Source organism: Haloterrigena sp. KLK7, from assembly GCF_037914945.1.
Taxonomy (GTDB): Archaea; Halobacteriota; Halobacteria; order Halobacteriales; family Natrialbaceae; genus Haloterrigena; species Haloterrigena salinisoli.
Genome location: NZ_CP149789.1, coordinates 25,383 through 51,902 on the forward strand (window position 1 = coordinate 25,383; position 26,520 = coordinate 51,902).

The 26,520-nt window shown below is 54.6% G+C and carries 18 protein-coding genes and 2 pseudogenes; 10 read left to right on the forward strand and 10 right to left on the reverse strand.

The window, feature by feature from the left end:
- The first annotated feature begins 44 nt into the window (after window positions 1-44).
- From WD430_RS20850 to WD430_RS20860, 3 genes are read left to right on the forward strand one after another with little or no spacing between them, the layout of a single operon-like run.
- Complete coding sequence (locus WD430_RS20850) at window positions 45-3,002, forward strand: hypothetical protein (protein WP_339106279.1); 2,958 nt, start codon at window positions 45-47, stop codon at window positions 3,000-3,002.
- Window positions 3,002-4,060, forward strand: coding sequence for a hypothetical protein (locus WD430_RS20855; protein WP_407067160.1), 1,059 nt, complete (start codon window positions 3,002-3,004; stop codon window positions 4,058-4,060). Before WD430_RS20850 ends, WD430_RS20855 begins: the two co-directional genes overlap by 1 nt.
- Window positions 4,057-6,825: a type IV secretion system protein VirD4 gene (locus WD430_RS20860; RefSeq protein WP_339106281.1), complete on the forward strand. Its 2,769-nt coding sequence runs from the start codon at window positions 4,057-4,059 to the stop codon at window positions 6,823-6,825. Before WD430_RS20855 ends, WD430_RS20860 begins: the two co-directional genes overlap by 4 nt.
- On the opposite strand, the gene WD430_RS20865 is transcribed toward WD430_RS20860, so the two are convergent.
- On the reverse strand, window positions 6,811-7,245 hold the full coding sequence (locus WD430_RS20865) for a hypothetical protein (protein ID WP_339106282.1): 435 nt from the start codon (window positions 7,243-7,245) through the stop codon (window positions 6,811-6,813). The genes WD430_RS20860 and WD430_RS20865 overlap by 15 nt on opposite strands.
- Before the next feature lie 805 nt (window positions 7,246-8,050).
- Here WD430_RS20865 and WD430_RS20870 point away from each other — a divergent pair.
- Window positions 8,051-8,338: an amphi-Trp domain-containing protein gene (locus WD430_RS20870; RefSeq protein ID WP_339106283.1), complete on the forward strand. Its 288-nt coding sequence runs from the start codon at window positions 8,051-8,053 to the stop codon at window positions 8,336-8,338.
- 1,250 nt (window positions 8,339-9,588) lie between these two features.
- Window positions 9,589-9,864, forward strand: coding sequence for a PadR family transcriptional regulator (locus WD430_RS20875; protein ID WP_339105971.1), 276 nt, complete (start codon window positions 9,589-9,591; stop codon window positions 9,862-9,864).
- A 1,791-nt stretch (window positions 9,865-11,655) separates the two neighbouring features.
- Here the strand turns inward: WD430_RS20875 and WD430_RS20880 are convergent.
- The 5 genes and pseudogenes from WD430_RS20880 to WD430_RS20900 all read right to left on the reverse strand — a co-directional run.
- Window positions 11,656-11,940, reverse strand: a pseudogene (locus tag WD430_RS20880) (IS6 family transposase); the annotation flags it as partial.
- 137 nt (window positions 11,941-12,077) lie between these two features.
- Window positions 12,078-12,311 carry a hypothetical protein gene (locus WD430_RS20885; RefSeq protein ID WP_339106284.1) on the reverse strand — a complete coding sequence of 78 codons (234 nt, stop codon included), beginning with the start codon at window positions 12,309-12,311 and terminating at the stop codon, window positions 12,078-12,080.
- A 149-nt stretch (window positions 12,312-12,460) separates the two neighbouring features.
- Window positions 12,461-12,937 (reverse strand): response regulator, encoded by a 477-nt coding sequence (locus tag WD430_RS20890; RefSeq protein ID WP_339106285.1) that lies wholly within the window; start codon window positions 12,935-12,937, stop codon window positions 12,461-12,463.
- A 658-nt stretch (window positions 12,938-13,595) separates the two neighbouring features.
- Window positions 13,596-14,051: a response regulator gene (locus WD430_RS20895; RefSeq protein WP_339106286.1), complete on the reverse strand. Its 456-nt coding sequence runs from the start codon at window positions 14,049-14,051 to the stop codon at window positions 13,596-13,598.
- 409 nt (window positions 14,052-14,460) lie between these two features.
- Entirely contained in the window at window positions 14,461-15,372 is a 912-nt protein-coding gene (locus tag WD430_RS20900; protein WP_339106287.1) for a hypothetical protein, read from the reverse strand.
- Between the two features lie 1,008 nt (window positions 15,373-16,380).
- Between WD430_RS20900 and WD430_RS20905 the strand changes: the two genes are divergently transcribed.
- On the forward strand, window positions 16,381-16,602 hold the full coding sequence (locus WD430_RS20905; RefSeq protein ID WP_339106288.1) for a hypothetical protein: 222 nt from the start codon (window positions 16,381-16,383) through the stop codon (window positions 16,600-16,602).
- Between the two features lie 685 nt (window positions 16,603-17,287).
- Here the strand turns inward: WD430_RS20905 and WD430_RS20910 are convergent.
- Together WD430_RS20910 and WD430_RS20915 are read right to left on the reverse strand one after the other, a co-directional pair.
- Window positions 17,288-19,822 carry a hypothetical protein gene (locus WD430_RS20910; protein ID WP_339106289.1) on the reverse strand — a complete coding sequence of 845 codons (2,535 nt, stop codon included), beginning with the start codon at window positions 19,820-19,822 and terminating at the stop codon, window positions 17,288-17,290.
- A gap of 544 nt (window positions 19,823-20,366) precedes the next feature.
- Window positions 20,367-20,669, reverse strand: a complete 303-nt coding sequence (locus WD430_RS20915) for a hypothetical protein (RefSeq protein WP_339106290.1) — start codon at window positions 20,667-20,669, stop codon at window positions 20,367-20,369.
- A gap of 191 nt (window positions 20,670-20,860) precedes the next feature.
- Between WD430_RS20915 and WD430_RS20920 the strand changes: the two genes are divergently transcribed.
- Window positions 20,861-21,082 (forward strand): winged helix-turn-helix domain-containing protein, encoded by a 222-nt coding sequence (locus WD430_RS20920; protein WP_339106291.1) that lies wholly within the window; start codon window positions 20,861-20,863, stop codon window positions 21,080-21,082.
- A 234-nt stretch (window positions 21,083-21,316) separates the two neighbouring features.
- Here WD430_RS20920 and WD430_RS20925 read toward each other — a convergent pair whose 3' ends face one another.
- Window positions 21,317-22,048 (reverse strand): DUF2971 domain-containing protein, encoded by a 732-nt coding sequence (locus WD430_RS20925; protein WP_339106292.1) that lies wholly within the window; start codon window positions 22,046-22,048, stop codon window positions 21,317-21,319.
- Window positions 22,049-22,556: 508 nt separating this feature from the next.
- On the opposite strand from WD430_RS20925, the gene WD430_RS20930 reads away from it, so the two are divergent.
- Window positions 22,557-23,210, forward strand: a complete 654-nt coding sequence (locus WD430_RS20930) for a hypothetical protein (RefSeq protein WP_339106293.1) — start codon at window positions 22,557-22,559, stop codon at window positions 23,208-23,210.
- A gap of 700 nt (window positions 23,211-23,910) precedes the next feature.
- On the opposite strand, the gene WD430_RS20935 is transcribed toward WD430_RS20930, so the two are convergent.
- Window positions 23,911-24,240, reverse strand: coding sequence for a hypothetical protein (locus tag WD430_RS20935; protein ID WP_339106294.1), 330 nt, complete (start codon window positions 24,238-24,240; stop codon window positions 23,911-23,913).
- Between the two features lie 104 nt (window positions 24,241-24,344).
- Between WD430_RS20935 and WD430_RS20940 the strand changes: the two are divergent.
- Both WD430_RS20940 and WD430_RS20945 read left to right on the forward strand, forming a co-directional pair.
- Window positions 24,345-25,141: pseudogene (locus tag WD430_RS20940) on the forward strand (DNA-binding protein); the annotation flags it as partial.
- Between the two features lie 444 nt (window positions 25,142-25,585).
- Complete coding sequence (locus tag WD430_RS20945) at window positions 25,586-26,431, forward strand: hypothetical protein (protein WP_339106295.1); 846 nt, start codon at window positions 25,586-25,588, stop codon at window positions 26,429-26,431.
- The last annotated feature ends 89 nt before the right edge of the window (window positions 26,432-26,520 follow it).

A 26,520-nucleotide genomic window follows, 5' to 3' on the forward strand; every position in this document is an offset into this window, starting at 1 on the left:
ATCCCAACAAATATTATTATTCATACTGTAGTATAATACATACTATGGATGGTAGTGATGAAATAGACCCGTCTCAGATCACGCTCCCGTACGTGGAATCCGGAATGAAAATCGGCGACTACCGAGCTCGAGACCTCTGGTACGGCACACCGGGATTCGTCGCTCTCGGCGGGGCGATCGGCGCGCTGACCGTGGGAGCGGACGACCTCATCATTCCGCTCACGGCAATCGGGCTGCCGGCGGCGGCAATCGGCCCGGTATTTGCGAGTCGGGCTGACGACACCACGACTGGACTCGACAAAATGCGCTCCCCCGTTCGCTACTTCCGGCAGAAACGACAGCATCCGATCCCCCAAGAGGACGCCGCTGACGACCTCGTGCATGGCGTCCGGAAGATTCGCCGTGACGGCGCGGCGGTCATGACTGATGGGCGGATGGTTGGCTTGCTTCGGATCGAGCCACGGAATACGGACACCGAGACACGCGACGAGCTACAGGCAGTCCTCTCGTCACTCTCGACCCGGATCGACGAGACACTCGAGCACGGCTTTCGATACTATTCGACGACGACCGAGTTCGATCCCTCGGAAGTGGTCGGCAAGTACCGTGAGGCCGCGTTCTCGGAGCACCTCGCCGGCGACGACTGGGCTGGTGCTCGCGAACTTTTGCACGACGTCGCCGACTGGTATGAGGGAAGCGAGGCACCACGCTGGGACGCGAAGCAGTGGCGTCATTACGTCGTTGTCGAGGTCGACAGTGAGGATGTCGACACAACCGGCCTCGATATGTCCGCATCTGTTCTCGACGGGATTAAGGAAGTCTTCGGCTCCGGCTCTGATGCCGGTGTCGACGACGAGGAGTGGTATAGTCGGATGTCTGCTGCCCTCGAGAAGCGTCTCGAGCGTGTTGCGACAGTCTTCGGCGCTGTGACCGGCGTCGAGGTCGAACGCGTTGGTCCGGCCGAAAACGCACTCCTCCACAGCCGCTATTGGTCTGGCGTCGATCACAACTTCGATGACGTGACCGAGATTCGAGAGGGACGGCTCGAGGAGATCCTCTCGGCGCCAAGCTATGACATCGACTCTGATCACATCCGCGTCGGCGATCAATACTGCAGAACCTACTGGATAGCCGAGTGGCCGGTCGAACCCGATCCTGGATTCTTGCAGGGTCTTGTGACGATGAGCGGCGTCGACGTCGACGTGGCGCTCCACGCCCAAGCACGGGACAAAGAGGATACCGAGTACGAACTCGAGCACGCGATTGCCGAGATCGACGCCGATATCGAGGAGCGAGAGGAGGCGACCGATATCTCGGCGATGACGGTCGGTGACGACATGGAGGCGTACGTACAGGCGTACAAGCTCCTCCATAACACGTCCGTTCGTCCGTGGGACCTCAACGGCTACATCACTGTTCGCGCCGGGACGAGAGCCGCACTCGAGCGGGCAGAGAAGACGATTGAGAACGGCGCGACCTCGGACGATCTCAACTTCGACGTCGAGAAGCGCCGGGCGCTCGAGGATCAGTGTGAGGACATCCGCGACGTCGCCGAGTCAACGCCCGCGAGCCTCACGCTACTCTCGCCCGATACGCGACAGCGCGACCTCTACGTCTCCGGGAGTCCGACCGCGCCTGACGTATACGATGACGTCAGCCATCGCGACCGTTATACGATGGTCTTGGGCGGCGTCCTTGGCGCTGCATTCCCGGGACTCTCGGCCGAGATTCGTCACGAGAACGGCGTCGAGTGGGGCCGTAAACTGCAGGATGGAAGCGAGGTCTCGGCGGATCCGGCCGGCGTTGGTGGCCCCGCACACGCGCTGTTTATTGGCGACTCCGGCTCCGGGAAGTCGTTCTCCACCTTACAGAAAATCGTCCGCTGGTATCTCGCTGAGGACGATCGAACGGTCGTGCTGTGCGATACCTTCGGTGACTTCGCTGGGATCGTCGAACTACTGAACGGGACGCACGTCGTTCTCGGCGGCAAGGACTCCATCAATCCGCTGAATATCTCCGAGACGCCCGAGCGCGTTCGTCAGACCGGGATCGACCCATTCGGGATGAAGATCGACGGTGTCAACGCATTCATCTCGGGTGTACTCCGCGAGCAGGGTGTCGACGCCGGCGAGTACACGACACTGATCAAGGAGACGGCATACGAGACCTACCGGAAGGCAGGGATCAAGCCGGACGACTACTCGACGCACGGCCTCGAGAGCCCGACGATGGCTGACTACATCGACACACTTCGCGAGATTGCGAACAATCCCGAAGGCCCTGCGCTCTCCGAGTCGACAATGGAGGTCACCGAGATCGAGAGCAACGCGGCGACGCTACTCCGCAAGCTCTCTGGCTTCCAGGAAGGTCGTGAGTACTCCGAACTCGCCGGGACGGGCAGTGCCGAGATCACGCCCGGCGGCGTCTCCTACCTGGATCTGCAACAGATGGAGAACGAGGGCGCGGTCGGCAAGTCCGTCATGCTGCAGCTGATGCTCGACAGAGTCTATGAGGCTGTCCAGAACGCACCCGGAGAGACGCTGTTCCTGATCGACGAGGCCCATTACCTGCTCGAGTCTGAGGAGACTGTCGAGTGGCTGCAGCGGGCGGCCCGTCACTGGAGACACTACGAGGCTGGCGTCTGGTTCGCCAGTCAGTCACCCGCGGAGTTCGTCTCCAGTGAGGACGAGGACGACCACAAAGACACGATCCGCAAGCAGGCAACGACGATCCAGTTCACACAGACGGACCTCGATCCCGAGACCGCCGAACTCTTCGATTTCAATGACCAGCAGTATGAGTTCATCAAGAAGCGGGCCACTCGAGGCGACTCGGGACAGGGGTACTCTGAGGCCTTGATCAACTTCAATGCGATTGAGGGGTGGTTCCGGACTCGAATTCGGGCATCAGACTTCGAGACGGCCGTATTGACGTATGAGCCCGAGAGCGACGTGAGCCTGGAGGAGCACATTCGCGCTGAGTATGGGGAGGTGACGGCGTAATGTCACTTCTTTCTCGGCTGTTCGGTGACAATGCCTCAGATCCGAATCCATCGAACTACGCCTCGACACGGCTCACGAGTTCGCACACACAGACCGCAGACGAGACACCTGGTGTCCTCCTGCAGATCCAACCACATGCCGAGAACCAGGGTATGGTCGACGCTGCAGGCCTGCTCCAGTCGGTCCACGACGTAACGACCAACTTCCGTGGCAAGAACACGAGCGACTCGCACACGTACGAACTCTGGTTCGACGGCGAGCGCATTCGGTTCTTCATGCATGCCGCGAACGAGGCCGCGGCCGACAAGTTCCGCCGGCGCGTCGGCAACAACTACGCCAACAGCGCCGTTTTCGAGGCCGGCGGCGAGGGCTTCCCGCCGCTCGAGGCAGGTGAGTACGTCGCCGGTGCTCGCCTGAGCCTTGCGCGACACTACTACTATCCGATTCATCACTTCCGCGACGGCGAGGGGTTCGAGCGCGACCCCTACGGCGAGATCACCAGCGAGATGCTCTCGACCGAGGAGACGGCCGTCGTCGTCCAGGTCGCATTCCGCCCGGAGCCGGCGAATTGGACCGACGGCGGATGGCACGGCGAATCCGTCGATGATGTCGCCGAGGGCCTTCGCGACGGTCACGTGAAGGGCTGGATCAATCCCCGCGTTCGGGACGCATCCTCGAAAGAGAAACAGTCGGCGAAGATTGTCGAGCAACAGCGCGGGCAACAGGCCTTTAGCACGAATATCCGCGTTCTCGCGGCCTCTCCAAACCAGACCGAGGCCGAAGCTCGCGCTCGAGGGGTGGCGGGGATGTTCGTGAAGTACTACAACGCGACGACGGAGCAAGGATTCGTCGCCGAGTCGGTCTCTGATGCCCGGACGCTGATCAACGACGTCCACTCGAGGGCATGGTCCGATCGGGAGATGATCTTGACCGTCGACGAACTCGCCAGCGCTGCACACATCCCGAACGAGGAGATCGAGACGCCACGGATCGACTGGAAACATACGCAAGAGGGCTCGCGTGTTCCTGCGGACTCGAACAAGAGTGAGACTCGATGAAGCTGTTTGGATCAAGCTCTACTGACGACAGCGACGAGAACGAGGACATCCAGGACGACGAGACGACCGTCACGGGGGAGACGTACGATATCACGCCGACTGGTGTGGAACGTATCGGCGGCGTCGAGGCCATCACAGAGACCGAAGCGGAAGGCGTCGTCGCCGGCCCTGCTGTCCGTCGGATTCTCGAGGAGGGCCACAGCAATCCAGAGAAGGACTTGTGGGTCGGATACACCGAAGATCCGCAAGAAGGGTTCCGCGAGGCCGGAATTCCGTTCGGGTCACTTGCCCAACACCTCTGGGTAGCTGGCGTCTCTGGCGCCGGCAAAACGACGGAACTACTCAACTGGATGATCCAGTTGGCGTACTCTGGACACGGGTTCGCGTACTTCGATCCCAAGGGCAAGGACTCACGGGAACTACTCCGGAAACTCCCAGAACATCGGCTCGATGACGTGGTTTGGATTGAGCCGGGGACCGAGAAAGACCAGGAGATCGGTCTGAACCTGCTTGATGTCCCAGATACAGACAGTGAAGTTGAACTCGAGACGGGAATTGAAAGCCGACTCGAGAACCTGAAAGCCGCGTTAGCCGCGAAAGGCGAACTCCACGCGACGATGGAGTCAGTGACCGAATCGATGGCTCGAGCCATGATGAAGGCGAACGCCGACCCGGAGCGGCCCAACTACGGCGTCATTGACTTCTATTTCATCCTCTTGAACCAGGAGCGACGGGAGACGTTCGCTGAGGAGTGTCCCGATCCATACGTCGGCGAGTTCCTCGAGCAAGTCGCCGAAATGGACGAGGAACAACTCCGTCCGCTCATGAAGCGCGTGAAAGCGTGGGTTGAGAACGGCGTCGTGCGTCGGATCATTGCCCGGCGAGAGTCAACGATCGACTGGCGTGCCCTCATCGACGAGGACCGGATTGTCGTCCTTCGCACGCCTGTCGACAGTACAGACGTGAAACGACTGACGACACTCGCCGCGATGCGTGGGATTTGGTCAGCAGTGCAAAACCGGTCGTACGAGACGATGGACCCGGATCCCTACTTCATATTTGCCGACGAGTTCGACGACATCGCCAGTGAGCAGCTTGATATCAAATCGATGCTCGCGAGAGCGCGATCGATGAACCTGAGCGTCACTGCTGCCGTCCAATACCCGTCACAACTCGACGAGAGCGTGTTGAAGCCGTTCAAGAATAACGCTGACAATCTGGTCACATTCAAGGCGAACGACGCCGATGACGCGAGAATCTTGACAGACCGGTTCAAGGGGTACAATCCAGAAGACCTCATACAAACAGAGCAGTACAAGGTGTGGACTCGACTCCCAACCGGCGGCGGCGAGTACTCAAGGCCGCTGAAACTCTCGGCGTTCGCGCCCTACCCGCCGCTCCGGGACAAAGACGCCGTCGACGAGATTATCTCCGACAGTCTCGAGCGGTACGGCGAGCAGCCACTCACTGACGAACAGATTCAGCGCGAGCTGCCGTTTGGTGGACTCGCCGAGTCGGGGGTCGATCTCCTTACCGACGAGAGCACGCAAGGAGACGTCTGCAAGGCCGTCCATGACGAAGCACTCCGGTCGGACCGGGATGACCTCTCGATCCCACTCGAGGAGTGCGAGGACGCGATTCGGGCCGTGCTCCCGGCACATGACGAGACTCGGACAGACAGCCGAGAACGTCTCTGGCGGAACGTTCTGCAGCCGATCCCCGAGTCGATGCTCTCAGAGACCGAGCGAGACGGTGCGCTGTGGCTGTCCGTCGGCAACGAGACTGTATCGGCCATCCAGGACGTAGGCGACGACGAGAGTTCCGGTGGCGCACTGCACGCGCTCGTTCTGCAGGACGCGTACCCCGCGTTCAACGAGCTCGGTGCCGACGTGGCAATCGCCCAGCAAGGCGAGGGCACCAAGAGACTTCCAGATGGGACGCTTGATCCGATGCCGCTGCTCGAGGTCGACAGTGACGCTGATCCAGTGGCGATCGCCGAAGCGCTCGAGGAGTTCCGCGAAGAGTATCCGACGGTCGACGCTCTCACTGGTGGCCGAGAGGCCGTTCTCGAGGCCGAGAAGAGCACGGGATCGACGAAACAGGGACAGACCGTCCGCAACCTTGCGAGTGCGTTCAGCGAGGGCAAGACGTGTCTATTCGTCTGCCGAGAGGATGTCGCCGAGAACGTCTGGAAAACGCTGGCCGAGGAGCCACGAGGCGCTCGAGAGCAACACTCCGTTTCCGGAGAAACTCGGTTCTACAACCTTCGACCCCTGAGTATTGACGGGGAAAGAGTGTATCGTCCCGGCGCTCGCGAAGACGTCTGGGTCCGCGACGAAACCACCGACGAGATCATCCTCCGAGACGGCGCCGGCGAAGTGCACGCTCGGTTCCCCGACGCCAAAAGTGTCTTTACCGACGTCGATCGCTATCCTGCCGTCGGCGATCAGGCTGGCGACGACATGCGGATGATCAAGACACCGATCATCCCCGAGTTCGAGTTCGATGGCGAGATCCCGGAGCCCGGCAAGGACTGGTACATCGTCGTGGTGCCGACGCCCGACGAGGACGAAACGCTGTCCGCTGACGACCTCAAGGTCTACGTTGACGGGATGACCGTCCCGCTCTCGAGTCTCGGTCGTGACGATCGTGACGGCCAGGATGACAGCGACGACACCGCCGACGAGTTCCAGGACGACACGGACGACGGGGAACAGTCGGTGGATCAGAATGGCGGCGAGAGCGGCTTACTAGAGCGATTCTAAGCGGTCATGATGATCTTCGACGATATCAGCCATACGATTAAACTCGGTCTTTATCGCCTCGAGGTCGGTCTCGAGTTCGTCGATTCGGTTGTTCAGTCCCTCGAAGGTCTGCGGTCGATCCTCGCGTCCTTCCTCAACGTCGATCCTCTCAAGGAGGTCAGCACCGGCGTCTGTCAGAGACCACACAATCGCATCATCTCCTCCGCCAACGTTCTGGCGACCGACGTCCTCCAAGAGAGACCACTCCTCAAGCTTTCCGAAGTGCCAGCCAAAGCTACCCTCAGGGACGTCGGTCCGCTGGCGGATCTCTGCTGCGTTAGCTTCTCCGCCGAGGCCACGGACCGTCTCGAGGATCGATCGGCGGTGATCGCCAAGCTGATCGAACGACACGGACTCCTCGCTTTCTTGAGAGTCGGCCATGGGAGTGATAACGGGCCATAGAGTGATAGAATTATCGCCTTTTATCCCTACAACCGAATACATAGAATGGGAATCAACCGTCGGCGGGACATAGGCCGGGCGAAACAAGAAATCAGAATGTATCAGTCTCTCGAGCAACGCGACGAGAGCGCTACCTAAGCAGACAGAGTCCGACACGAGTGGAACGAATCACGCCACGAGTTCAAAAGCGAGAGTGTCGGGACTGGTCAGTTATTCTACTTTGTCGTACTTCCGACGAGTGCAACAGCAGAGGTGGCACCCGAATAGATCGCAGTAGAGAGGGAGGACGAGATGACGCGAACAGGGGCACCCCAGCGGGCGCACAGAGCCGTCAGAAACTCGAGTGAGCACCAGGTATCCAGAGTAGGGAACAGCCAGCAGTGGGACAGTCCACTCGAGAGCGACGGCGAGGAAGACAGCTGGAATGAGACTGTGGGACAGTCAGGGCGTGCCGGACCCAGAGCAGAAAGACGCAGAGACGAAAGGGGAAGAGGGACAGTCCAGCAATGCGAGCAGCGGCCCGGAGAGCAGAGTGTATCGCCCAGCAGGACAGTCAGCACCGAGAGCGCCGACAGCGCCGCCATCCAGAACAGCGAGACACTGCGAACACGTGAACTCGAGCAGTGGGATTCCGGAGACCACGTAACGATAGCGACAGCGTGGCTGTAAGACAACCGAGGACAGTCGGCTCTGTTGAATCCCTTAACTGGAGACAGGTTTAACACCCTCAGCGATAAATACAGGGGGTTCACTTATCGGTGCAGGCAGTACATTGTTACTCTGTATGCCCGAAGAAGTTCTGTTCAAATCAGAGAGCAGCCAGACTCGAGAAGAAATCGCATCGTATCTTCACAGTGTTGCTGAGAAGCTTGAACAAGGTGATGCGGTCACACTAAAATCAGGTTCCGAATCCGTGACGATGGAACCGCCAGCCCGCCCGACGTTTGAGGTCAAAGCCGAACGCGAAGGACCGACGGACGGTCCCGGTGAATTGAGTATCGAGTTCGAACTCGAATGGGAGGAGAACGGCGGTGAGGGAGACGGCGAGAGCGGCCAGTTAGAAATTGAGTGATCAGTTCGCATCTCTCTGTAACAGCTGTTTCAGACAACATCACATCTGAAGAATATGATTTCGATAGGGCTGGACAGTCCTCTGTCGCCGAATAGGCCGACAAAGACACACAGCGTCAGCGTGGGGTGCCAGCCGGTGGGACCGGCATCTTGGGTGCCAACGTGAGTGACACAAGTTAATTCACCTCGTCGTGATGCACTGCCGGGGTGCCAACCGTCCCACGCACGACTAGGGTGCTGGTGTGATGAGACGGAGGGAGACCAATGTAAACAGCACGAGAGCACCAGTGAGGTGCCAGTATCGACGCCCCATCTGGGTGCCACCGTGACTGCACTAGTTAGGTTCTGTCTTGTGCGAAACACTGCGCTTCCAGCAACAGCTCACGTGGACTCGAGTTCAAGATTAAACTCGACAGCAGTAGGGGACTGTCACTTGCGAGCTCCAGTTCAGTAGGACCATCCACGAGCGACACGGCGCCGTGTCAGCCAACACGCGACAGGGGGACTGTCAGTTCTGGCAACCAGCATGTCCTGGACTCCGGCGGCTTCCAGCCGAGTGGACTGTCAGCCCTTACGATCAGCATATCACTGAACTCGAGCAACAACAAGTGACTGTCCATCGTGCGTGTTCCAGAGGGTGTCAGAGAACGATCCGCCTGCCGTTCTTTTCACCCAGTCTGTTGCGAACTTATCGGTTCAAACGACAGGTTTAGAACGCTTGCACTAGTTCCGTGAGTGCGTACACAATAGCGACGATCCCGACTAGAAGCCCTATCGTACCCAGAAGTTGATTTCGTGGAACAACGGTTGTTTGAGACACGACCAGCAAGGCCATTAGTATGACGAGAACAGCGAGTAATCGGTCGGTGCGGTCGGACATATGACAACATCATATCCGTTTGATGTGAATCGTTCGGTTCCTCACCTGTACTTACCGTTTGTCGGGTAGTCACAGAGAGGTATGGGAACTTTTCTCCGCCATCATATATTCCAGTGTATCACTGAACTCGAGTTCATGCTTGAACTCTACAGCAGCAGGGACTGTCAATTGCGAGCTCTGTTCCAGGTCGACTGTCCACCGGTCGCCAGCAACGGCGGCCACGGTGTGGTGCTAGGCGTTCGCCACGATCCTGTCCATTCGGGCACCGGTCGTCCGTCCGTTGCCGCTGCCTTGTGACCAGGCTCGAGGGATGATAGATCGATAGTGATAACGGAGCTATTTTGGATAAGGATCCTAATAGAACAGATATCATGTACGATTTAACTGGATTCCAGCGAGACCTGCTGTACGCTGTCGCTGGGTTTGACAAGCCTCACGGCCTTGCCATCAAAGAAGAACTGGAGAATTACTACGAGAAAGAGATTCACCATGGCCGACTGTATCCGAATCTGGATACCCTTGTTGATAAAGGATTGGTTGAGAAAGGTGAGAAGGATCAGAGAACAAACGTATACAGTATCACCAGACGCGGCCAGCGGGAATTTGAGGCTCGTCGAGAGTGGGAAGATCAGTACGTCGACCTCTGATCACTCAGAAGGTGCAATAGTACAGACTTCGGCAGAACTGAGATTCTTGCAACTGCACTCTCCATCGTCACGGGATTCCATACTCCTCCAACTATCGTCATCGTAAGCCAGATCCGCTAATAACCTGGTTCTCGCCTAACTGAGTGGATTTGCGGTATCGTGTGACGCTGCTGAGCGCTTCCAGTCGATGATCCGTCGCGACGGCTGGGAACGTGAGGAGCACCGTCGAGTTGAGGAGGGGCTGGTCGAGGTCCAGTACTGGCAGGCGATCGAGCCGTACAAGGCCGACTTTTGGGAGATGTTCTGGGTCGGGATGATAGGGGTCCACTATCCTGAGTGGCAGTGGCGACGGCAGCCACGGACTGGACTTGCGGAGTTTATGGGTGGGGTCAGCGTGAGCGGAAACACACACTCTACGGGCGGTACTGAACGTACTGTCGGTGATGAAGGGATGGTGATCATCGAACCATCTCGTGATTGGGCCAGTGACTCGGTTGATGACCGCCACTCTATGGGAGGGGCTGGAACCGAGTGTAGAGAGGGGTTGTATCTACTACCCCATTCATATCGACAGTGGACTATTCAGTCAGCGTTCGCTTCTCCAGTTTCGTCCGAGAACGCTGGGAGCGGCTTGAACACTGTTCCACCACAGGATGCACACCCCTTCCGATTCCCGATTGGTCGTATATCTCCGTTTGGAAGCTTGAAAGCCGCATACATCGACCCGCAGTCTTCGCACGCTGCCACGAGTCGAGTGCGTTCCCTACCCTTCATTTCCTCTGAATTGACTTACACCACAGAAAAGCATGCTGTGAGGACAACAGTAGTAACCAGACTCCTTGTTACAGCAGTAGTAACAGAAGATCGCTCAGTAGACACGAGAAAACAGCGTCGTGACTCAGGGGGTTCGGCGTGAAAGAAAGTGATGCCCGCGGCCTCGAGCGTCCTTCCAAACCGGATGGAGCGATTAGCGGAACACTCTGGAAGTTCGACTGCCAACTCGCCCGGACTCATGCGACATTCGAAGGCCATGATGTGCCGCTACGCGCCGTATTCGAGGGCTACGACCGCGTGTTGCACCCGTTGATCCGTAGCTGGCGAGTCGGTGAGACTCGGGAGACACTCCGGTCGAAATTCGCGGGGATGCTACTATGAGCATAGATACCTCGGAACTCCGAATGCATACCTACGGCTGCGGCGGGATCGACGTTCGACCGGCCAACGATCATCCCGAGCGCTGTCCGTACACCTCACGACGATCCGGATCTCGAGTACGACGTGATGCGCCTGTACGACCGAACTCGAGACATTCGAGATCGCTCGAGCGCGTGCGACGTGTGTTCCCGAAGAGGGGCACGATGAGTAGCAACTGTCGGAATTGTGGCGCACATCATTCAGATCGGTACAGTCGTGTGTTCGGGGAGACCGATGGGATCTTGCACGCCTGCTCGAAGTGTCGTGATCAGCGGTTGATGTACCATGGCGCAGGGGTCGTCCCAGATATCTGACAATGGTGACGATTCTCTTGGAGGATGGTGAAGTAGAACGGTTCGACTCGTACCAGCCACTCGGCAATGGCTGGATTCGCTGCCGTTGTTCGGACCCTTCACCGCGCAAGAAACTTTCCGAGACGACGGAGTACTACAAGGAATCTAAGATAGCTCGGATAGAGATCTAGCTACTCTCATTTTGGGCTGGAATTGGTGGATTTGAATGTCGGAGTTTGTGTATGACTGCGACATCAAGAATCAACCGCGAGTCTAGGCCGATTGCAGCATATACCCAAGATCAGTCGCCATTGATCTTGACAGCGGTCTCATCAATAGCGACCCACGACGGCTGCGCCGTCGGCGGGTCTGGAACGCTGTCAGCCAGCCAATGTACCCACTGCTAGATTGCTTGATGAGACCGTTCAACGCCGAGCAAGCGAAGAATCACTTGTGTTTCTCGAAGCGAACAACCGGTCGCGTGGAGCCGGACGGCGAACGCCCAGACGGGCGTCACCGTCCGTTCCCGCTCCCACGATTCATCAAATTCCGCCGCGTAGCACTCGCTGAGCAGGTCTGCGAGTGACATAGCTAAACTAACTGGGCGAGCAGACTACAATGCGGTGTGATGCCGTGCCAGTAGAAGAGAGATGCGATGCCCTAGATCGGATGGAGCCTACGATACATCTAATTTAGTAGATTATCCTGTCTTGTTCGTAGGCCAGATCAATCGCCGCCGTTCTCGAGGATCTCGTCGACAGCCTGCGCCATCTCACTGGCCTGAATGTCCTGGTAGGACTCGTCGGTGACGTCCATTGACGTGCGCCGGAGCGATTTCTGTGCGACCTCCGCGTGGCCCTTTTTGTACAGTTCGTGGCCGATTCCACGGCGTGCGCCGTGGGGTTTCAGATACTCACCATTGTCCGGATCGTACTCAAGGCCGTCATACGCGACGTCCAACTGCTCCGAGAGCCGTTGCAGGATCGATCGGGTTCGTCGACAGGGACGGCGGCACTTCGTGTTCGCGATAACTACAGGTGCGAACTGAGTGTTGGATTCATTCGACCATATCAAATCATTTTATAGAAGAGATTGACCGTTAGCTGCTATTATTGCTCTTCAGTATCAGCACGAGGGAGTCGAGCAACTGATAACCAGAAAGTTTCGAACGCTTGGATTATTTTCTTGAGTTCCTCGGGGTCTCCAGGCTTCATTAGACAGCCGTTTGCATTTTGTTTATATATTTTGCGGACTTCTTGTTTGGGTACTGAACCAGTTGTTACAATTACGGGAATGTGATTGTGGGCAGGGTCACTGTTCATTTCCTCCAAAACTACTTCACCAGCCATGTCTGGAAGATGCCAGTCGAGGATGATGAGGTTCGTTGATGGAGCATCAGTGTACTCGCCACGCTGATTCACGAAATCAAGCGCGTCCGATCCAGTTGTAACAATAGAAAGTAAGTCTGCGAGTCCCAAGTCCTCGCTCACCTCCTTGACGAGACGCGCGTCACCCGGATTATCCTCTACAAGCAGGATGGTTGAGTGGGAATTTACGTCTGTATCCCGATCAGCGCCGGGTGACATTGCAAGCAAAATCATCATCCCCTTGCTTATAAATCTAACACAGACAACACTTGATAAACTATTGGTGAATTACCCTTTCTAATTCAAAACGGTCGCTGCTCCGTCACCTACTTGTCCTCTGTGTAACAGCTGTTTCAGACAACATCTCGTCTGAAGAATAGGATTTCAACAGGGTCAAATCTGGTGTCTTCCTCGCGTGATCTCGAGTGGACTGCCCATCTTGCGTGTTCCAGAGGATGTCAGAGACCGATCCGCCTGCCGTTCTGTTCACCCACTCTGGAGGGAACTATCCGTTCACTACACTTGCGTACTGAACAGTCCGTACTCATCACCGAACTTGTCGAAATTCGGTTCCGCCACAGGGACAGTCAGCACCGGTTCCAATCAATCGGATTTTCCCATCTGGCCAGAGACGAGCAGCGTATGACGAACTGCAATCAGTATAGATGGCTACGATTCGGTTAGCATCCTGTGCACTTTGCATATCTCGCTTTGAGCCAGCTATCGACTTCTCTGTGAGACCTACCCAGTTAGGATTGCTTTCTGTTCGATCACTAATTTGAATAGAATGAATGCTGGTAGCTTCGATAACTATCTCACATGACATCGAAGTTACCGGCTATTGGAAGTGTGCAATAGGGACGGCAACTACGAGGTCCTATTTTTTTGGAGGGAGTATAACGTGATCGAGCCAGAAATCTTCAATCGCTTGTGCGAGTCGCTCAAAACGTTCCGGTGACTCTGGTTTTCGAACATAAGCGTTCGCGTGGAGATCGTACGTTTGAGCAACCTCCTCCGCTTCGTCTGACCTCGTTAGTACGATTACAGGTATCCGTTTTAACTCAGTGTGATTCTTTATCTCGGCAAGGATCTCGAGGCCGTCAGTGCTGGGGAGATGGAGATCCAGAAAAACAAGATCGGGTCGTGAAGCGTCCTCGTATGCGTCGCATCGGTTGATGAAATTGAACGCTTCATCGCCACTGGAGACAGTTGTTACTCTATTCGTGACTTTAGTCATCTTGAACGAGTCGATGAAAGGTGAGATACTATCGGGGTCTGATTCGATAAGGAGGATGTCATATCCTTTACCTTCCCGTGAAGATCCCTCAACCATCTCTAAGTACCATTATCTGGTAAAGGAACTGTACAGAGGATAATTTCTGTCCCCCAGAAATTTGGTGTATTGCTTCTTCGCTTCCCCATGCTGATCGGTATATGTGCATCCTGTACTGAACGGTATGTGCTTCACCTGTAGTGTGCGGCTGGTTCACTGGTGTTGTCGCGAAATAATCGATATCGGACTGCTGAACTCATCCTCTGTATTCAGCGCAGTGTTTTTGACGGGTGTCTGTGATATCAATTGCGGCTTCGTTACCTACTTGACCTGTACTGAACGGCAACTGCGTGTGCTTACTGATCGAAATCCGCGATATTACCAACTGAGATCTTCTCTCTTGGTAAGCGTGATACAACTAACTCGTCCTCCCGTGCGGCGACGAAATCAATTCCAGTCACGGTTGTTGCTACGTCATGAATGGGGTGATTGAGGCGATATGCTGGGCCACTGTTGCTACCCGGAGGATAAACGCTATTAGGAGCGCAAGAGGGATGAGACCAACCACAGCCGTCAGGAGAGCGAAAACGAATAGCATTGGCATAGGGGCAGCCGCCGTGGGAAAGGTAGCGAGCTGGACGAGTAACGCGACTGGGAGCGAAATCGCCAGCACACCGACATACAGGAGTGAGCGAGAGAGCTGTGCGAGTTCCTCCTTCATGAACGCGGTCGTAAAGTACTGCCGAGCAATGTCGAGATTCTTCAAATCCGCGCTCAAGGAATCGAGCGTGGAGAGCAGCTGGTCATGCTCATCCCCCTCGTAAGCCGATTCAAGTTGATGACATTCATGAATGTGAGTCGCGTATTCGATACCGAGGAGGGGAACGATCACCGAAGAGAGTTTATCCGATCCTGACCCGAGTTCCTCGCTAATCTGGGCACATTCCTCCGGTAGCTCATCGATAAGATGGGTATCTGGTTCATTGCTCGAGTCAGGGAGAAGGTCCTCGAGCGAACCGGCGCGTTCTTGGGTCTGCTGAAGGAGCTGTTGCAGGAAGTCGGCTGGATCGGTCGGTGGTGCGGGCTGGTCAAGTGCTGCCTGCCGATAGTCGTCTGATTGGTCGATCTCGTCTCGGAGCGACCCCGGAGACTCTAGTTCCTGGGAGAGAATTACTTGGTTAATCGCGACCACAAGGGTGATGAGCGTGATATTCCCCCCGATCAATGCGCTCGCGATATAGATCACCGGCGTGAGATTGCGGATGGCGAACTGTGAGAAGAGAGGGATAAGCACCACCACAGCCATGGTGAAGAGTATCCCAGTGGCGACCCTGAACCGATCCCCTGAGAGGAGCAACCATCGACTGAATCGGTCGTCCATTCGTTGATTGGGACTTTGCCGGTCAGCCGGAAAAGGTGTGGTGCCTCTCTCTACCTTCTCTCTGTATCAGGATTTGATCCTCCGATTACGAACGTTCTTTGTGTCCCCTATACTGACCGTGATATTCTTAGTAACAAGTGAATCAGAGATTCGGGGTTGCAGAGTGTGCCTATATATCGCTTAATACCGACTCTAGTAATCAAAATTTGATAGCAGTATGGGGTGATGGTGTATACAATCCCTCTGCATAACCGTCTTCAGCCACTCTCATAGAATGGCAGACATCGGCTGTTTCACTGGCCCAACCACAAAGCAGACTGATGGCTGTCGTTACTTCATCCCGACCTTGTGTTCAGTACTTCACCTGTATTGAACGATTCGAGTAGTTCGAAATAAAAGTCTCCACAGTCTACATTCACGCCCTCTATTCAGCACAGTTCCGCCAACATCATCTCCACCTGAGAGTATACACTTGATTTTCCGAACAAGTGCCGAGATGGTCGTGTATATTATATAGTTCTAAACCAATATTCATATGGGATGGAAGGGGTTAAATGTCCGAATTGTAAGGAGAATAGTGGTCGAGAAACCGCTGGAGAGCTGCTCGGGCCAGATATTAAAAGAAAATTTGAATGTATGAACTGTGAACACACATGGGAGAAGGTTATCTGACGAGACTATTCTTGATAGAGTATTAAGCGACGGATGCTTCACCTGTACTGAACGGTAAGTATATATATATGAAACGAACGGTAAAATTCTATTCAGTTATTAGATGGTGCTATTCAATTCGGTATGAGACCAAGATTCGGAAGCAGTTGTCATTTGTACATCTGAATACTCTCCCAAGGGTTACCAAAATGTCTTCATGCTCCATCGGTTTTCCACATCTTGAACAGTTTTCCTCAGATTCTGTCCCACAATCTTCCATGTGGAAATCTACGACCCCAAACACGAAAAACTATGTTGGGGAGTGATGAAGAGTCGAATACAGGCATCACAGAAGCTATGGAAGATGTTGAATCTATTGTAGTCCACCCATTTGGCGATGGGTTAATAGTAGAGATTATTGGTGTCGGTGAAAAGGGAGATATTTCGATAGATTCTCTCGAGTTCGATATTATTGAAGATGAGAGAGAAGCAAGCGCACGTGGAGATCTACCTTCAAACTATAAAGGAGATATTAGAACAGCGCTTTCTAAGAAGGGATATTCGCTTGTAGATACCTAAGGCCGTCATCTGCTGCATGAGTTCCCTGTACTTACCGTTTGTCAGGTAGTTACAGAAGGGGTATGGGAACTGTTCTATGACGCCCTGGACTGTCAATTGCCAGTTCAGTGGAACCTTCCACGAGCGACACGGCGCCGTGTGCGTCGGCCAACACACGATGGGGGGACTGTCAGACCTAGCGACCAGCGAATCACCGAACTCGAGGAGATAGAATGTGCACGGGCTACGTGCATGGAGGGCGGCCGCGAGGAGACCCCCGACATTTTCGACAACTACGAACCGTTCATTCGCGAGAGCGACCAATGAGTGAACCTCGGCCTCGTGGCTGTTATTTGCCGGTACAGGAGTCTACTTATTATCTGACTCACTGTCTCTTCATACAATCCAGGGTGTTGCCTAATGGCAGAGTGTTCAAACTGCGGTAGTCACGTCACAGACCAGTATCGGCGCGTCTTTAGCGACAACAGCGGCGAACTCCACGCTTGTTCGAACTGTCGGAACACCACTGATATGCTCGGTGGTGCGGGAGTTGGCGAGTAACCACAAGACAGTTACCTAGAGGTCCAAATTATATCGCTTGATAATGGGTGTGGGCTATATTCTATGACGCGCACCCCACCAGAACCTATTCAGCGAATTTGAGACCGCGTTCGAAGCGTGGTGTGACAAAAACTGTGCCTCTATCCTACGGAGTTGTCTGAGAAAGCGCTTGCTGCTCGAGCAGTGGACCCATCTGCACTGCCCAGTTGTTCCCGGTAGATCCTGTTGCTGTGAGCGCAGCTGCTAGTCGCAGCCACGGGCCAACTCGCTGGTGATCAAGTAATCGCTGGGGGTCTGGCGGCCAGAACAGTACGCTACCAAGTGGGTCGTCAGGATCACCGTATCGCTCCGGCGGGAGGATTGTCTCGAGAAATGCGTCGGCGGCGTCGAGAAGTGTCTGGTTCTCCTCGAGGACAGTTGGAACAACGGAATCGCGGCGTTCGGAGGTAGTCTGGAACGATAGTGCTAGGCGGTATCCAGTCTCGTCAACCTGGATGAGATTGAACGCCTCAAGCCAGTTGCGATAGTTCCGGATGGTCCGTGCTGAGACGCTCGCTCGGTCGGCGAGGTCCCGCTGTGACAGGCGGTTTTCGGCTGTGAGAAGCGTCTGAACAATTCGGCCAACCGTCGGTGGGAGATCGGGGAGCAACTGCTCGGGATCGAGTGTTCCTAACGCGTAGCGGAGTTCGTCCGGCCGAAGCTCTCGACTCTCGTCTTCGGTGGCGAGTTGCTGGAGTGCTCGGGCAGCAGCGTATGGCGAGCCGGTCAGCGCGTGGAGCAACGACACAATCTCTCGAGTCGGTCGGAGGGTCTTGGTCTGCAGGATGCGTGTTGTAGTCGCTGCATACGCCGTCCGATCGACCGTTGAAAGAGAAACATGGACCGCGAACTCGGGAGCGTCGTCAGCGACCGCTGTTGGCGTCTCGAGCGATTGCTCGAGCGTGGGGCGGAGTCGGTGGACATCAGCTCCGCGAACGACCAGGGAGCCAATGAGAGTCCCTAACGGGTCGTCGGCATCGACTGTCGGTGTGAGTGCGGTGCGACGCTTTTCCTCACGAGACTCGAACAGTTGTCGGTACGAGGCAAACACACCGTATTTCCCCTGAATCGCGGCCGAAATACTGATCGAGGTTGCGAGTTCGTCTAGCGACTCGGTCTCGAGTCCCGACGGGATGCGAAGCTCTCGAACGATATCAATTTCGAGAGCATCGAACAGATGCACAATCGAACCAGCAAGGCCATGAGCTGAGCGCATGATCGATCCACGGAAGCGGTCGCGATCTTCATAGTCGCCGGCTGCGAGTTTCGCGGTGAGATCCTCGAGGTCGGTTCCCCACTCGATGAACGCCTCACGAAGCGTCTCGGGATCTTCGAGCGCTTCGTCGGAAAGGGCGCCGATACAGCGAGCATCTCGCAAGATTGCCGGCGGATCCTCGAGTCCCTCGAGACGGCTATCAATGAGTGCTCGGTTGAGCAATCGCGGCGAGGCTAACGCCGTCGCGAGACTCACCACATACTGCAGGGGTCCACTTGCCCGAACGGCAACGACGGCTTCCTCGCGATCAGCGTCGAAACTTACGTATCGAGTATGGTCGGGACCGTCCGTACGATCCTCGAACGGGGCCTCAACAAGGGTGATCCCGCCGTTCTCTCCACAGCCAGCGGCGGCGGCATGCCCTGGACGATCGAGGTAGGCCGTTCGGTAGGGGTTGCTGTCCTCTCTGCCGTCATCCCCCTCCCCTCGTGTGCGCGGGGTTACACGGCACTGTTGAGAGGATGTTCCGGTGTCGCTCACGGCCTCGGTCAGTTCCTGTTGACGACCGTGTTGGGCGTCGAGTGTGGTGAGTAGCTGTCGACCGGCCTCGAGCAACTCGACAGTCCGATCATCGGCAGGGCCGAACTCAGCGACCAGGCCGAGCTCAGTGAGCGAGTTTGTCTCGGAGACCAAGAGCTGGGAGATCCGACTGCGATCGACGTCATGCATCGCCCGCAACGCGTGTCGAGAGAGTGTTTCAGCGGGTTCGTTGGCGAGTTGCCGGAGGAGTTTGACCTTCCGACCGTCCGGATCCAGCGCCTCGAGGGCGTCGTCGACGCGGTCCCCAGTAGGGTGGTGTGTCTCTCGCCATTCGCTCACGCCGGGAAGGTCTTCGCGGTGCTCTCGAGCGAGCCAATGGTGGGTTCTCCCAGTGGCGACAATGCGGACGTCGAAGCCAGTCGCGAGGACGGCGAGCAGTCGACAGATCGACTCTCGTTTTCGCCGTGGAGCATCTTCGAACGCGTGGTCGATAATGACTGTGAGCGTCGGTGGGTGGTCGTTGGGGACGTGGGCAGCGAAGAATTGGGCGGTCGCGAGCAGATCCTCGAGACTTGCATGGCCCTGTCCGAGCTTCGGGACGAGATCAGCGGCCAGACGCCAGGCTTCATGCCGGTTGCCGCGGGCGACCTCGAGGATCCGGGAGCGTAACCAGTAGGGAACGTTCTGCTCCTCGAGGGCGTCATAGCAGTCTGGGACGGTGCGGCCGTCAGCGAACCGGCGCACGGCGCGGATGAATTGGTCTCGGATCGACTGCTGGGCGAACAGCTGGTCCCACAGCTCTGAGACAGGATCGGTGTCGATCTCGAGGGTGGCTTGTGGGGACAGCGGCGGCTGCTGGGTCGGTGTGAGTCCCGCGTCGGTCACGGTAGGCGTACCTCGAGTGCGAGCTGAGGGCGTGCTGACTGGCGAGTGGAGTGGCGTGCCATCGAGTCCTGGAAGCGAGTGCAGAGAGTGCGGACAGCCGAGCGCAGTGGCTCACCGACTGTCGGCGTGAGTGCGTGTTAGAGGCTCACCGACTGTCGGCGTGAGTGCGTGTTAGAGGCTCACCGATTCGGGATGGGGATCGCCTCTGGTTCGGTGGCCCTGTTTGAGGGTGGACTCGAGTCTGCGAGTTCGGGCTCGAGAGCAACTAACCGTGTCTGCTGGGTGGGTAGATCAGCGCGGGTGCCGAGCCGGCACTCGGCGAGGAGTTCCGTACAGCCAAGGGTTGGCTCTGTGATGGTGTCAGGACTGCAGGCCACGCAGTAGGGGCGATGGATCGCCCAGCGGTCGGTCTCGGCTGGGCGGGAGGCGAGGATGGTCACGCGGTCGCCTTCGTACAGTCGGTACTCGCAGTGTTGGCATTTGGTGGTGTCGTGGGGACCGACCGGGAACCCCTCGAGGAGTTGGGTAGGGGTGGTGACGACTTTCATCGGTCGTCACCCTCGAGTGCATCGAAGAATGAGTTCGTGAGGCTCGAGTAGAGGTGTTGGGTTGTGAAGCCGCGTTCGGCGTTGACGTACTCGATCCAATCGTTGATGTGCTGGTCGCAGGTGTTGAGGTTGTAGCGGTAGGTACGTTCTGTGTTGTGGACGACGTGGACGGTTTCGTCTGTGGTGCGGTAGACGTGGTGTGCGCCCTCGGTGTCGATGCCGACGAGGATGTAGTTTGGTCGGGGGTCGGTGCGACTGCGAGCCGAAACTGTTTCGGTTGTGCGTGGTTGAATTGACATTGGTCTTGGCCTCAAGACCGAGGTCGGCTGTCCTTAGCAGCCGGCCGAGATTTTCCTGGCACCCTCGGTCTCTACATCATAGTCTACAAGCCACGCGCATAAATGTTACTACTTGTGCGATCTATCTGAGTGGTTGAGTAGTACTAAGTTCGGTCGGAATGTACTACTTGTGTGACCAAGGAATGGAATCTGTGACGCTGAAAATCACGAACGCTACTGAACAAATTCTGGATGTACTACAAGAGGGTCGTGCAACACCAGGCTATATCCAGCGTGAGACCGGCTTAGCTCGCAATACCGTACACAATCAGCTAAATGCGCTTCTTGCCGCTGATGTTGTTGTATATGTTGATGAGCCGACTGGGTTATACGAACTCGTTGAGGATCCCCGCAATGATGACGACACCGCCTAATGAGGTTTTTGAGCGAAGCGCGAAACGATCTTCACCGGAGCGACGGGGAGCCAGCTGACCGTCAAAACTCCATCCACACGCCCTCAGGCACTCGCTGTCGAACTATATGTTAGGAGACTCCGACACCAGGCTTGTGGACGTGCGCAATAGGCTTCGCCACCGTAGCGTGTCTACGACAGAACGAGTCTACGAACACTTCCAACGTTGGTGATAGCTGATTTAGGACTCAGACAGTCACTCAATTGGATCATTGAACAAACTAGACTGCTTCACCGGCACGTCAAGACAGTAATCAGATGTCACTTGCTCCACTAAATCACAAAACCAACTATCTGCGAATGGATGCACGTAGACTTCCTGGATCAAGGAATCTAATTCACACTCAATATACTTACCAGAGGGGGTACGTCCATTATCGGATTTCTCGTGGTCCCGAACAACGATACGATACTCGTCTTCATGACTGAAACTTTGTCTCTTATGAAAAATCACAGAAGGATCTTCGTTCGGTATTGCGTCCTCATCATAGTTCTTGTAACTGACTAATCCAGAGTAGAAGTCGTATCTGTTGGGCTCAAGTGCGGTAGACAGGTCTCCTACAGTTGTTTTTATTGCTACCCCCTCGTTCTTGTTAGTATATAGGTCCCAGAGTGCAGCGGATTGATGATCTTTGTGTGTCCAGCAATTAACGAGGTAAATCCCGATGTATTTGTTGATTGTATTGACGATCCTGGTCGCGTAGGACTCTCGTTTCCCCTGATTTTCCATAAGACGTTCAATCAATTCTTGTTTGTTTTCTTTAGGAAGCAGTCCTTCGTAGGGGTCTGTGAACTCCTTGGTAGAATTAAACCAGAGTTCCCCTCTTGAGAGCAGAGAAACATACTTTGAGAAACTCATATATCGCCATAGAGTCGCTTTAGGGTCGGCCGACGGTGGCTTCCAGTCAGATACCTTCTCATCCTCCATGAGGACAATCAGCGAAGTCTACATCAAATAGATTTGGTTACGATTCAGGGACTACCGATTTCCTGAGCAAAGGGAAACTCTGACTCTACGATAGTTTTATGTCGGTAAAGCATAGTGACCACCACATCCAGGAGAAGGTCACTGAAAAAGAAGATGCTGGCTCAGAAGAACAATCCAAAAGTGACCTTCGGGCGGAAATCTACGAGCAATTTGATGTGAATTGTAGGACAGATGTGGACAGTTCATGTTATCTCAGTCAGAAATTTTCATTTAGACCACAGACGCATAGACAGGTATGTCCGAGTCAGATGATGTGGATTGCACAGTTCATCTCGTTTTCACCGCGTCTCACTCAGCTTGAATACTTAAAACGCGGTAGTCGCTCGTGAACAGAAGAACCAAGACAATAACACGGCATCTATCTTAAACACTACACATGACACGTCCATTTCGTCTTTTTAGCCAATACGACTTCTTCAGCGTGTTTCTCCCAGGTCTAGCCACTCTAATGAGCTTCTATATGGTTATACCTCAAGAGATCACATTTGGTCCAATAGTTGCGATAATCCCTGTTCTCGTCTTAGCATTCGTTCTTGGTCAAGCACTTCACTCACTTGCTGCAGGACTTGAGAAACTAATTGCCAAATCCTGTTTAGTCACTAGTCACAGAACATTATTTGCGGAAAAAATACTTAATCCCGATAACGCAGAAAAACGCATTATAGAAGAATTCAAAGTAGAATGCAGTCGTCTACTTCATGATCCTTCTCTACTGATAGAATCAGAAGAAAATACCTCTCACTCATCGGAGGAATGGAAGGAACTCTATCCAACAATCCAGAGCTACATATACAATAGTGAGGTCGGCCGGTCACGAACCTTCCAAGCGATCTATGCCTTCTCACGAAGTATGTCCGTCCTCTTCGTAGGACTCCCTCTTTTCTATATAACTTATTATCTTTTTCAGAAGAACGGTTTCTTCTTCGATAGACAGTCAAAATATCTGTTATACTTCCCAAACTTCGGAGAATTCATCGAGGTAGCCTGGCCACTTTGCTGGCTTGGTGCACTGCTATTCCTCTACTCTACATACACCTACCGAAAATTCTTTGTACAATATCTGATCTCAGACTTTGTAGCTCTTCGAACAGTTGACCATTGACCACTACCCGACTCTCTATATCACCTCAATTTCAGTGTTATCACTCCACTCCGTTCATATCAGTGCAGATACTGAAACTGTGGTTTGTCGATGTGCCCGTCTCATGAACCGAAATACGATAGAGGTCCAGTCACACCCATTGCGAGGAGGACTGTGAGTACAATCGCCGAATCCGTGTAATTCAAACTGCTACTACTACTAAATCAGGAGACTCCTTCTCAGGGTTGTCACTAGAAGAGACAGCGATATCGACAGGAGAGCCGACGATCAAGTCCGTCTATATCTGTGTTCCTATCTTGTAGTTAGCTTTCTCGCGTTCACACACCGCTTCAGCGGTTGGCCGGGTCACAACAGGTGTGGCGCCTCCTACACTCACTGTACTCTCCTCGAGCAGATCAAGGTGGCAATAGGATCTTCGAACAGTCCGGTTACCGTCTCGAGCTCCATTGTCAGAATTTGTTGGCTGTTTTGAACTCACCTGTCGGGTGCGTTCCTCAAGATCTCCTCCACCAAGTTCCGTCATTGCCTCCCAGACGCGCGTAATGGCGGTTTCGTGAGGCTGTTCGCCCATGATCGCAGTCAGGGCCGCTCGTACGTCGTCGCGAGTGAAGAACACACCATCACCAGTAGTTCGCTTGGTAGCGAACTCCTCCCAGTGTTTTGCAACAAGCAACGTACGGTAGGAGTTTGCTCGCTGCGCTCATCGACGAAGCGTTGCTTGACCTTGTACTGGCGGCAGTTCGCGAAGAAGTGCAGCGCGAGGGTCAGTCGCCACTGGGCAGCTGTGATGTCTCGTTGGCCATGTCGTCGCCTCGTTCTCTTCGTGCGTGGCTTTGACCTGGCAGGCTTTGACGCTTGCAGAGCGGGCGATCTCCTTCTCTTCTTCAGCGTCTGACTTGACTTGAGTAGTGTTCTTCGCGAGGTCCTTGCGCGTCTGATCGTTCTTATCGACGCGCTCCTCGAGGTCGGCGATCTGTTCGGATTGGGTTTCGACCTGACGTTTGAGCATCTCGTTTTCGCTCTCAAGCAATTCGACTCTCGTGCGGAGTGCTCGAAGCTCGTTCGTCAGCGTCTGGATGGAGACTGTGCGTCGTCGCTGTCAGTGGGAGTCAAGAGCTATCAGCTGAAGGACAGGATGCGGTTTCGAAAGATCACTTGTCCTATCATCCGAAAGTGATAATCTTAGTCAATAAGTCGATGAATGACGACGAGGCATGGGCGTGGGCCGATCGCCACGAGGTGACCGAGCAGATCGAGGAGACGCTCTTGAACGCTCTCCATTGGGAAGACATTCCGCTCGGTCCCGACGGTAACAGCGTGTACCTCCCAGACGATCACTTCGACGCTGTGGCCTGTGACGATCCGGTCGAACTCTACGAGGATCCAACCCCGCGCCTTGAGGCGAAGTCGGACCACCTGTTGATGACGACGCTGCGAGACATGGGCGAGACGGCTCGCGACGTCACTGAGACAGTTGCGACCGACGGCGGTACAACGGTCGACGGTCTCGCCGACCAGCTGGGGAAACACCTCGCGACGATCTACCGGGCGATAGAAGATCTCGACGACGTCCTCGAGCTCGACCAGAGCGACGCCTCGTTACGGGCGCGGAAGTACCGCGAGGAGTTGCGGGCGCTCGTCGAGTCGGTCGAGTATACGATCGAGAGCTACGCCGACCGGATGCAGCACCTCATCGGACTGGCCGATCACGTCGCCGAGTCGTCGCCGTTCCAGAAGTGGCTTGCTGAGAATGGCGCCGACCTCGAGTTCGACGAACAGGTCGAACCACGGCGAATGCGGATCGATACGGTTCTCTCGGGTTGAAGGCCGATAGCTTCGAGAACGTCGGCACGATAGCCGCCGAGGCCCTCGAGAAGTGGTCGAAGTCAGGGAACGATCCGACGATCCTCTGCGGTGCCGAGTTGACCTAGAGGACTCCCGGCGGCGGAACGGAAACCGGATTCGTCGGTGCCGTCGCTGATCGGTGAGCCGGCCTGAGTAGTGGCAACACTACTTCGTCACTTTATTTAGACAACCACAGTTTCGTTAGTAGCTGATTTTCACAAGTTCCGTTGTATTTGCCCTCTCGAGGGCGGGATTGGCACTTGCTGTTGAGATCGCGGATCAACAGAGTTCCCAGTAAGCGATGCGATTTGCCAGCTCGAATAGATAGCGTCTCCAAGGCGACAGCATCAAAAATTCCGCCTAACAACTGCTGCACGTTAATTCGTTATCGAGAAGGGATTCAACTCCGATCATGCAGAACTATTACTATGACAAGAATACTAAATCATATACAGCAAGGTTTGATAGGACATCACAAGATTCAAGATACTGCTATGAATCACCTGAAATGAGGACTATACCAACAGAACATGGTTTCATCTGATCTCGCAATAGGCGTTGGCGGATTATTACTCAGTGCCCTAGGTATTATAATAACACTATTCGTAACCTCATTTCAGATTGGTGGGAAAATTAAGGATTTTGAGAATACAATTGAAAATGGATTGAATAGAATAGGTAATTCGACAAAACGAAACACTGAGGAATTGCGAGACATGTCTGAATCATTGACGAAAATTGAAATATATCTCCAACAAAATAATACGGAAGAAATTGAGAATGATGGTGGTGAAATACGCAATCTGGAAAGGGAGGAGAAAGAGGATAGAAGTACTTTGGAAGATAGGTCCGAAGGCTCGGAATTAGCAACTGTACCAGATAGTTTGGAGTTGCCAGACACGCCAGAAGGTTTGGAGTTACCAAACGCAAAGCAAGATAACAGAGGGAATAGTCATGGCCAGGTTATGATAAACAATATAGTTTATCAGGTAAAAGTAATAAGAAGAACCTTCTTAACTGAAATTGATATCTCCCCCGAAAAGGATCACTATATCATTGACCCATCCGCTAATGATTTGAACGATCTAAAGGGTAAACTAATGAAAAAGATTGAAACCAATACCGAAATCCAATCTGATGTAGAGGTTTCTCCTGGTAGCATTAATATCATTGTCCCATCCGTAAGTAGTGAAGATATTGAAGAAGTTCGTATTGAAGTTTTGAATATACTTGAAGATAATCCACCTATAACAGCTTCTCTAAGTATGGCTAATAGAACAATACATGAAGATAGAGAGAATGCATCTCCTAGAGATCTTTCTGGAGAAGACTTTGAAGATCTTGGCGACAACAATAATACTGCAGACGATAACTAAAGGGGTACTATCATTGTCGGTAGATTCCCTTCGACCGAGATAGTCATAGATCTCGCCGCTGATCGAGATCGATCTAACGTTAATGGCCA